The organism is Sphingomonas sp. (assembly GCF_042096255.1).
In the GTDB taxonomy this organism is placed as follows: Bacteria; Pseudomonadota; Alphaproteobacteria; order Sphingomonadales; family Sphingomonadaceae; genus Sphingomonas.
The window spans coordinates 20,076-27,058 of record NZ_JBELLZ010000044.1 but is presented as its reverse complement, the minus strand read 5'-3'; the positions used below and the strand labels follow the sequence as shown (position 1 = coordinate 27,058).

The following is a 6,983-nucleotide window of genomic DNA, read 5'->3' as shown; positions in this document are numbered from 1 at the left end:
CGCTCTTCCGATCTGCCCACCGACTTGGCCGGCGGGATGCCGTCCGCCATGTCGCGCATCCAGCGGCGCGCGGCGTTATAGGCGATGTTGGTGGCGAGCGAGGTCTTGCCCATGCCGGGGCGGCCGGCGAGGATCATCAGGTCCGAATGGTGCAGGCCGCCGATCTTGGCGTTGACCGAATCGAGCCCGGTGGTCACACCCGAGAGGTTGCCGCCCCAGTTCAATGCGCGCTCGGCCATCTTCACCGCCGCGGTGCTCGCCTGGGCGAAGGTCTTGACGCTGTTCTCGGCGCCGCCGTCCGCCGCGACCTTGAACAGCTCCTCCTCCGCCGCCTCGATCTGCGCGCGCGGGTTCACCTCCTCGCTGGTGTCCATCGCCCGGTCGACCAGCGTCCGCCCGACCGTCACCAGCGCCCGCAGCATGGCGAGGTCGTAGATCTGCGTCGCGAACTGACGCGCGCCGATCAGGCCCGCGCCCGATCCGGTCAGGCTGGCGAGATAGGCCGGCCCGCCCAGCTCGCGCATGCCCTCGTCCGCCTCGAACATCGGCCGCAGCGTAACCGGTGTCGCCAGCATGTCCTGCCCGCGCAAGGTCTTGATCGCGGCAAAGATGCGACCGTGCACCGGCTCGTAGAAATGCTGCGGCTCCAGCCGGTCGACGATATCGTCGGCGAGTCGGTTGTCGATCATCATCGCGCCGAGCATCGCCGCCTCCGCTTCGACGTTGCGGGGCAGGTGGACGGCTTCGGCCGGGGCCGGTGCGGGGAATGCCAGGGTCGCCATCCCCCGGACCCTACCCCCTGGCGCGACCGGCTTGAAGGTGCGTGCGGCAGATTGATGTGGATAGATTGCCCGGTGCCCGCCCCGCCTCTAGGTTCCGGCAGTGGCAGACCCGCGGATCATCCATGTCGAGCTGGACGAGCGCACCATCCTGTGGCGCTCCGCGGATGTCGAGCAGGAGCGGCGGATCGCGATCTTCGACCTGATCGAGGACAACCACTTCGCCCCTCAGCGCCGCCATCCGGACGGCTATGCCGGCCCCTACCGCATCCGCCTGTCGGTGGAGGAAGGCCGCCTCGCCATCGAGATCCGGCGCGAGGACGACACGCCGTTGGAGACTCTGGTGCTGGGCCTCGGCCGCTTCCGCCGGCCGATCCGCGACTATTTCGCGATCTGCGACAGCTATTACCAGGCGATCCGCCAGTCGACGCCGCAGCAGATCGAAACGGTCGACATGGCGCGGCGCGGCATCCACAACGAGGCGGCCGAGCTGCTCAAGGAGCGGCTCGCCGGCAAGATCGAGGTCGACTTCGACACCGCGCGGCGCCTTTTCACCCTGATCTGCGTGCTGCATATCCGCGGCTGACCATGGACCAAACCGAGATCCTGATCGCCGTAGCACGCGAGGCGGCCCGCTACGCCTACGCCCCCTATTCCGGCTTTGCCGTCGGCGCGGCGCTGCGCACCGCGGGCGGCGAGATCGTCACCGGCGCCAATCTGGAGAATGCCAGCTACGGCCTGTCGCTGTGCGCCGAGACCGTGGCGCTGGGCACCGCCAACGCTCGCGGACTGCTGGCCGAGGTGGTCGAGGTCGCGGTGGTCGGCGGCACCATCGGCGGCGCGGGCACCGCTCCGGTGCGGCCGTGCGGGCGCTGCCGGCAGATGCTCAACGAGGCGACGCAGCTCGGCGGGCGGGACTTGGCAATCCACTGCGCCGGGCTGACGGGTGGGGTGCGCGAAACGCATCGCCTCTCCGCGCTGCTGCCCCTCGCCTTCGGTCCCGCCGACCTCGCCTGAGCGTCAGTTGCGCTCGAACAGTTCGGCGGAGTTCGGATAGAGATAGCTATCGTCGAACTGCGCCAGCCGCTTGAGCGCCGGCAGGTCGAGCACCTCGGCGACGCCCTCGCGGAACACCAGCATGCCTTGTTCGCGCAGCACCCGCAGCGTGCGGTTGGCGTGCACGCCGGTGACGCCGCACGCTTCCGCCAGTTCGGACTGCGTGATCGGCAGCGCGAACCGGCCGCCCTCGTACAAGCCGACCATGTCGAGCCGGGTCGCGAGTTCGCAGAAGAAATGCGCCACGCGCGCGGTGGCATCGAGCCGCCCGAGTCGGAAGATCCACTCCCGGTGCATCGCGGCATCGAGCAAGGTGCTGAACCACAGCAGCCGCGCGAGGTGTGGCTCTTCCGCCATGATCCGGGTGAGCGCGGGATGCGGCACGGTGGCGATGCGCACCGGGCCGAGCGTCGCCACGTCATGGTTGAGTCGCTTCAGAGCGAAGCCGTGGAGATCGATGAAGTCGCCTGGGACATGGATGGCGACGAGCTGCCGATGCCCTCCCCGATCGTCCATGTAGCGGCTGACGAACCCTTCGATCAGGTAGGTACTCTGCTGGAGCACGTCGTCCGAGCGGCTCAGCATCGTCCGCGGCCCGACCTCGCGCACGCCCGAGATCGCCGCATCCAGCACCTGCTGCTCGTGGATCGACAAGGCAGCGCGTGCACGCCCTCGGAGGAACTTGGTAGAGATCACGCCAGCGCGTCCGTGCTCGCATCGCCCAGGTCGTTGCCGCCGTCGACGTTGAGGATCGCCCCGGTGACATAGCGGGCCGCGTCGCTGGCAAGGTACATCGCGGCCTCGGCGATGTCGTCCTTGCGGCCATAGTCGCGCAGCGCCAGCCGGTTCTTGATCGCCGCCTCGCGCGCCGGATCGGCGGCCAGCCGGGCCATGCCCTCGGTATCGGCGATCGGCCCGGGCGAGATAGCGTTGACCCGGATGCCGGCGGGTCCCCATTCCAGTGCCAGGCACTTGGTCACCATGTTAACGCCCGCCTTGGCGGCACAGGCGTGGATCTGAAACGGCGACGGGTGGACCGCCTGCCCCGCGGTGATCGCGATCAGCGACGCACCCGGCCGGGTCAGGTGATCGAAGCTCGCACGGAAGACGTTGAACGTGCCGAGCAGGTCGATGTCGACTACGGTCTTGAACGCATTGGCGCTGAGCTTGCGCGCCGGCGCCAGGAAGTTGCCGGCCGCGCCGGAAACCAGAACGTCGATGGAGCCATGCGCCTCGACGGCACGGGCGAACGCCGCCTCCAGCCCCGGATAATCGCGCACGTCGCAGGCGATCCCGATCGCGGGCAAGCCGATCGATCGGATCCCCGCCGCGGCCGCCTCGATCTTCTCCTCGCTGCGACTGAGCACCGTCAGCTTCGCGCCCTCGCGCGCGAACGCCTCGGCGATCGCCAGGTTGATCCCGCTCGACGCACCCGCGACGAACACCGACTTGTTCTCGAACCGTCCCGCCATCCGTCGTCTCCCTGTCCGCCGCGTTCTGCGGATCGACGGCCATGATGGCAAGCGGTCGGCTCCACAGAAAAGGGTCCCGGAGCCGAAGCCCCGGGACCCCCATCAGGTCACCGGTGAAGGTGGATCAGTCGGCCTGGCTGGCGACCGCCGCCTTCAGGAAGTTGCCGACGTCGGTCTGGTCGAGGTAGTTGCCGTGACCGAAGGTGCGGCCCTCGCCATCGGTGTAGCTGTCGACGTTGGTCGCCAGCGCGATCAGTTCGTCCGCACCGCGGCCATAGGCGTAGAGCGGAACCAGGCCGGTGCCGTGGTTCGGGCCGAACCACTTGTGGCGCGGGGTCTTGCCGACGCCGTTCGACTTCAGGCCCTGGAACGGGATGCGGTCGGCATCCGGACCGTAGAGCACGTGGTCGTGGTCGGCGGTGACGACGAGCAGGGTGTTGTTCCAGGTCGCATCGGTGTCGTCACGGTTCACCCAGTCGATGATCGCCTGGACGGTCTCGTCCGAAGCCTGCATCTCCTCGAGCATGCGCGCCGTGTTGTTGGCATGCTCCGCACGGTCAACCGCGCCGGCTTCGGTCATCAGGTAGAAGCCCTTGGCCTTGCCGCTCTTCGGGTTGCTGGTGCGGCCCAGCGCGTTGAGCGCCGCCAGCGTCATTTCCTTGTGCGAGGGAATGTTGGTGTTGAGCGGATCGGTGAACGGCTCCTTGGTGTGCGGAACCGACGGATCGGTGGTGTCACCCGAGCGATTGAACTGCAGCGAGGTGAACGCCTTGACGATCATCGCCAGCTTCTCGGGGGCCGGGACCGAACCGTTGGCCAGGTCAACGATCTCGGACTTGTCCTGCACCAGGCGGAAGTTCCAACTGTTGCCGCCGAAGATGTTGGTGCCGTTCTTCAGGTCGGTCCACAAGTTCTGCGAGATCCAGTTGTAGTTCGCAGTCTGCGGCTGACCGTCGTTGTTGAAGTCCGGGTTGCCGGCGCCGGCGATGACGTCGAGGTTGCCGGTGCCGAACATCTCGGCCGCGATCGCCTGACGGTTGGCGCGGGCGATGTTGTGGGCGCCGCCGAGGGCCGACGGGGTCGCGTCGCTGAACTCGACGGTGGTCACGATGCCGGTGCGCTTGCCAGCCTTGCGCGAAGCCTGGAGCAGGTCGACGATGGTGGTCTGCGGGTCACCCGAGCCATCGACGTTGATCGCGTTGTTGTAGGTCTTCACGCCGTTCGACAGCGACGAGGCGGTGTTGCCCGAGTCCGGGTGCGCGAAACGGCTCCACTCGTAGCCGGCGAAGGCCGCCGGGTAGTTGCCGTAGCCGGAGACGGTCGACGGGCCGGCGATCGGGGTGGTGTCCCAGAACTTGGCCGAGTCGTACACGACCGACGGGTCCTGCGCATCGGTGCCCGGGGTGTTGTTGGTGGTGCTGTCCGGGCGCAGCGGGTGGGTCGACACCCAGGTCTTCTTGAACTTGGTGGTGCTGGTGACCGGCAGCTTGCCCTTGAACATGCGATACGCGTCATAGACGGTCGGCCCGCCACCGTCGTTCACGACGACGATCACGTTCTTGATCTTCGGCACGGCCTGCGCCTCGACGGAAACGGCGGCGAACGGAGCGGCGACCAGCGCCGCGCCGAGAAGGAACCTCGACTTCATGTATGCTCTCCCCTGTGGTGGCCCGGCTCCGCTAGCCCGCCCCCGTGACGGGCCGGGGACAGGTGTGTGTCGATCGCGCGACGCCATCGAGACGTGATCAAGACCGTTTTGTTGCAATAAAGTGACGGACTTGGCCGTATCCCCACCCTTACGATTGGAGACGAGGTAGCGCGATCACGAGTCCCGGCCGCGCTCCTGTCGGATGTAAAGACGGCGACCGCCGCAATGTTGCCGTGCGGCAACTCTTCAGACGACCCGCGCTTCGGCCCCGATCCTTGTCGCAATAGTTTCACAAATCTTTCGCAAGGCCACGGGCAGGGCAAAGGGGCAGTTTTCGATGAAGCGACCGGCGGTCTGCGGCGCGTCTTGGCATGTGCTGGCGATGGCGATCGCCGGCGCCTGCCCGCTCGCGCCTGCCGCGGCGCAGGAGGCGCCCGCAGCCGCGCAGGAGGCCGCCGCCGCACCCGCCGCGCAGCAGTTCGATATCAACGCCTTCGACGTGACCGGCGTCACCCGATTCGACCCCGACCAGATCGCCACGATCCTTTATCCGTTCACCGGCCCGGCGCGATCGAACGATGATGCCGAGGCGGCCCGCAAGGCGATCCAGGACGCTTATGCCGCGCGCGGCTTCGAGGCGGTGGTGGTGGAGCTGCCGGTCCAGCCCGACGCGACCTTCCGGCAGGGCATCGTCACGATCGCGGTCAGCGAGTCGCCGCTCGGTCAGGTGCTGGTGTCGGGCGGCAAATACCATTCGGAAGGGCGCGTCCTCGAAAACGTGCCCTCGCTGGTGCCCGGCCAGCCGATCGACCTGCGCGCGCTCCAACGCGACGTCGCCGCGGCGAATCGCTTTCCCGACCGCACGATCACGCCGACGTTCAAGCCGAGCACCACCGGCGGCGTCGATGTCGAACTGCGCGTCAAGGACGAGCTGCCGATCCACGCCAGCGTTGAGATCAACAACGACAACAGCCCGTCGACCACGCGCACCCGGATTTCCAGTTCGGCGCGGTTCACCAACCTGGGCGGCGTCGGTCACACCTTGTCGGCGACCTACATCTACGCGCCCGAGCGCAAGTCCGACAGCGAAGTGATCTCGGGCTCGTACAGCATCCCCTTCATCGGCACGCCGTGGACGCTGCTGGTGTTCGGCTACAAGTCCAACAGCAACATCGCGGCGCTGGGCGGCACCAACGTGCTGGGCAACGGCTATCAGGTGGGCGTGCGCGCCACCTACAAGCTGCCTTCGGACGGCACCTATCAGGCGATCACCTTCGGGCCGGACTTCAAGGACTTTCAGCAGGACATCACCGTGGGCGGCGTGCCCGCCGGATCCGCGCCGATCCGCTACATCCCGATCACCGCCGAATATGCGCTGTCCGGCGGGGACGAGAACACCAGCTTCGGCGTCAACCTGGGCGGCACCTTCGGCTTCCGCGCGATCAACCGCACCACCTGCGTCGAGGTCGTCGTCGGCCTGCCCTGCCAGCTGATCGACCAGTTCCGCGGCCGCGAGCTCGATGCCAACGAAAACTTCGTCCACCTGAACCTCGGCGCCACCTACGAGCGCGCGTTCAAGGGCGATCTCGTCGCAGCCTACCGGCTGAATGCACAGATCGCCGATTCGCACCTCATCACCAACGAGCAATTCTCGATCGGCGGCCTCACCAACGTGCGCGGCTATTATCAGTCGGAAGCGGTCGGTGACGACGGCTTCTCGCAATCGCTGGAGCTGCGCTCGCCGTCCGCCGCCACCCTGTTCGGCAGCGTGGTGGACGAGCTACGCGTCTACGGCTTCGTGGACATGGGCTGGGTGCGCGTCCGCCGCGTGCTCGCCGAGCAGCAGGACCAGTTCCGCCTTCTGGGCGTGGGCGGGGGCGCGCGGCTGCGGCTGTTCGATCTGTTCAGTGGGGAAATGTCGATCGGGGTGCCGCTGCGCGACGGCCCGATCAGCAGCGCGGGCGATCCCCGCGCGATCTTTGTCGTGAGGGGCGAATTCTAGTGGGCACGTTCGAAAGGGGACGCAGC

Annotated in this window: 7 protein-coding genes; 3 read left to right on the top strand and 4 right to left on the bottom strand. The window is 67.6% G+C overall.

From position 1 onward, the window contains the following. A partial coding sequence (locus ACFDTH_RS09860) for a DnaB-like helicase N-terminal domain-containing protein (protein WP_375287353.1) occupies positions 1-782 on the bottom strand: 782 nt, incomplete at its 3' end. 100 nt (positions 783-882) lie between these two features. On the opposite strand from ACFDTH_RS09860, the gene ACFDTH_RS09855 reads away from it, so the two are divergent. Continuing rightward, positions 883-1,365, top strand: a complete 483-nt coding sequence (locus ACFDTH_RS09855) for a UPF0262 family protein (protein WP_375287352.1) — start codon at positions 883-885, stop codon at positions 1,363-1,365. Positions 1,366-1,367: 2 nt separating this feature from the next. Next, entirely contained in the window at positions 1,368-1,796 is a 429-nt protein-coding gene (locus ACFDTH_RS09850) for a cytidine deaminase (RefSeq protein ID WP_375287351.1), read from the top strand. A gap of 3 nt (positions 1,797-1,799) precedes the next feature. Here the strand turns inward: ACFDTH_RS09850 and ACFDTH_RS09845 are convergent, their stop codons facing one another. The 3 genes from ACFDTH_RS09845 to ACFDTH_RS09835 form a co-directional block, all read right to left on the bottom strand. Continuing rightward, positions 1,800-2,531, bottom strand: a complete 732-nt coding sequence (locus ACFDTH_RS09845; protein WP_375287350.1) for a Crp/Fnr family transcriptional regulator — start codon at positions 2,529-2,531, stop codon at positions 1,800-1,802. Then, the gene (locus ACFDTH_RS09840; protein WP_375287349.1) at positions 2,528-3,307 is read right to left on the bottom strand and encodes an SDR family oxidoreductase; all 780 of its coding nucleotides are present in this window, start codon (positions 3,305-3,307) and stop codon (positions 2,528-2,530) included. The genes ACFDTH_RS09845 and ACFDTH_RS09840 overlap by 4 nt, the downstream gene beginning before the upstream one ends. Positions 3,308-3,431: 124 nt before the next feature. Continuing rightward, positions 3,432-4,955 (bottom strand): alkaline phosphatase, encoded by a 1,524-nt coding sequence (locus tag ACFDTH_RS09835; protein WP_375287348.1) that lies wholly within the window; start codon positions 4,953-4,955, stop codon positions 3,432-3,434. A 337-nt stretch (positions 4,956-5,292) separates the two neighbouring features. Here ACFDTH_RS09835 and ACFDTH_RS09830 point away from each other — a divergent pair, with 337 nt between their 5' ends. Further along, entirely contained in the window at positions 5,293-6,957 is a 1,665-nt protein-coding gene (locus tag ACFDTH_RS09830; RefSeq protein ID WP_375287347.1) for a ShlB/FhaC/HecB family hemolysin secretion/activation protein, read from the top strand. Positions 6,958-6,983 lie beyond the last annotated feature (26 nt).

What these genes read in the sequence shown, in the direction of transcription:
- ACFDTH_RS09850 (WP_375287351.1), top strand. Translation starts at nt 1,368, where the DNA reads ATGGACCAAACCGAGATCCTGATCGCCGTAGCACGCGAGGCGGCCCGC.
- ACFDTH_RS09840 (WP_375287349.1), bottom strand. Translation starts at nt 3,307, where the DNA reads ATGGCGGGACGGTTCGAGAACAAGTCGGTGTTCGTCGCGGGTGCGTCG.
- ACFDTH_RS09835 (WP_375287348.1), bottom strand. Translation starts at nt 4,955, where the DNA reads ATGAAGTCGAGGTTCCTTCTCGGCGCGGCGCTGGTCGCCGCTCCGTTC.
- ACFDTH_RS09830 (WP_375287347.1), top strand. Translation starts at nt 5,293, where the DNA reads ATGAAGCGACCGGCGGTCTGCGGCGCGTCTTGGCATGTGCTGGCGATG.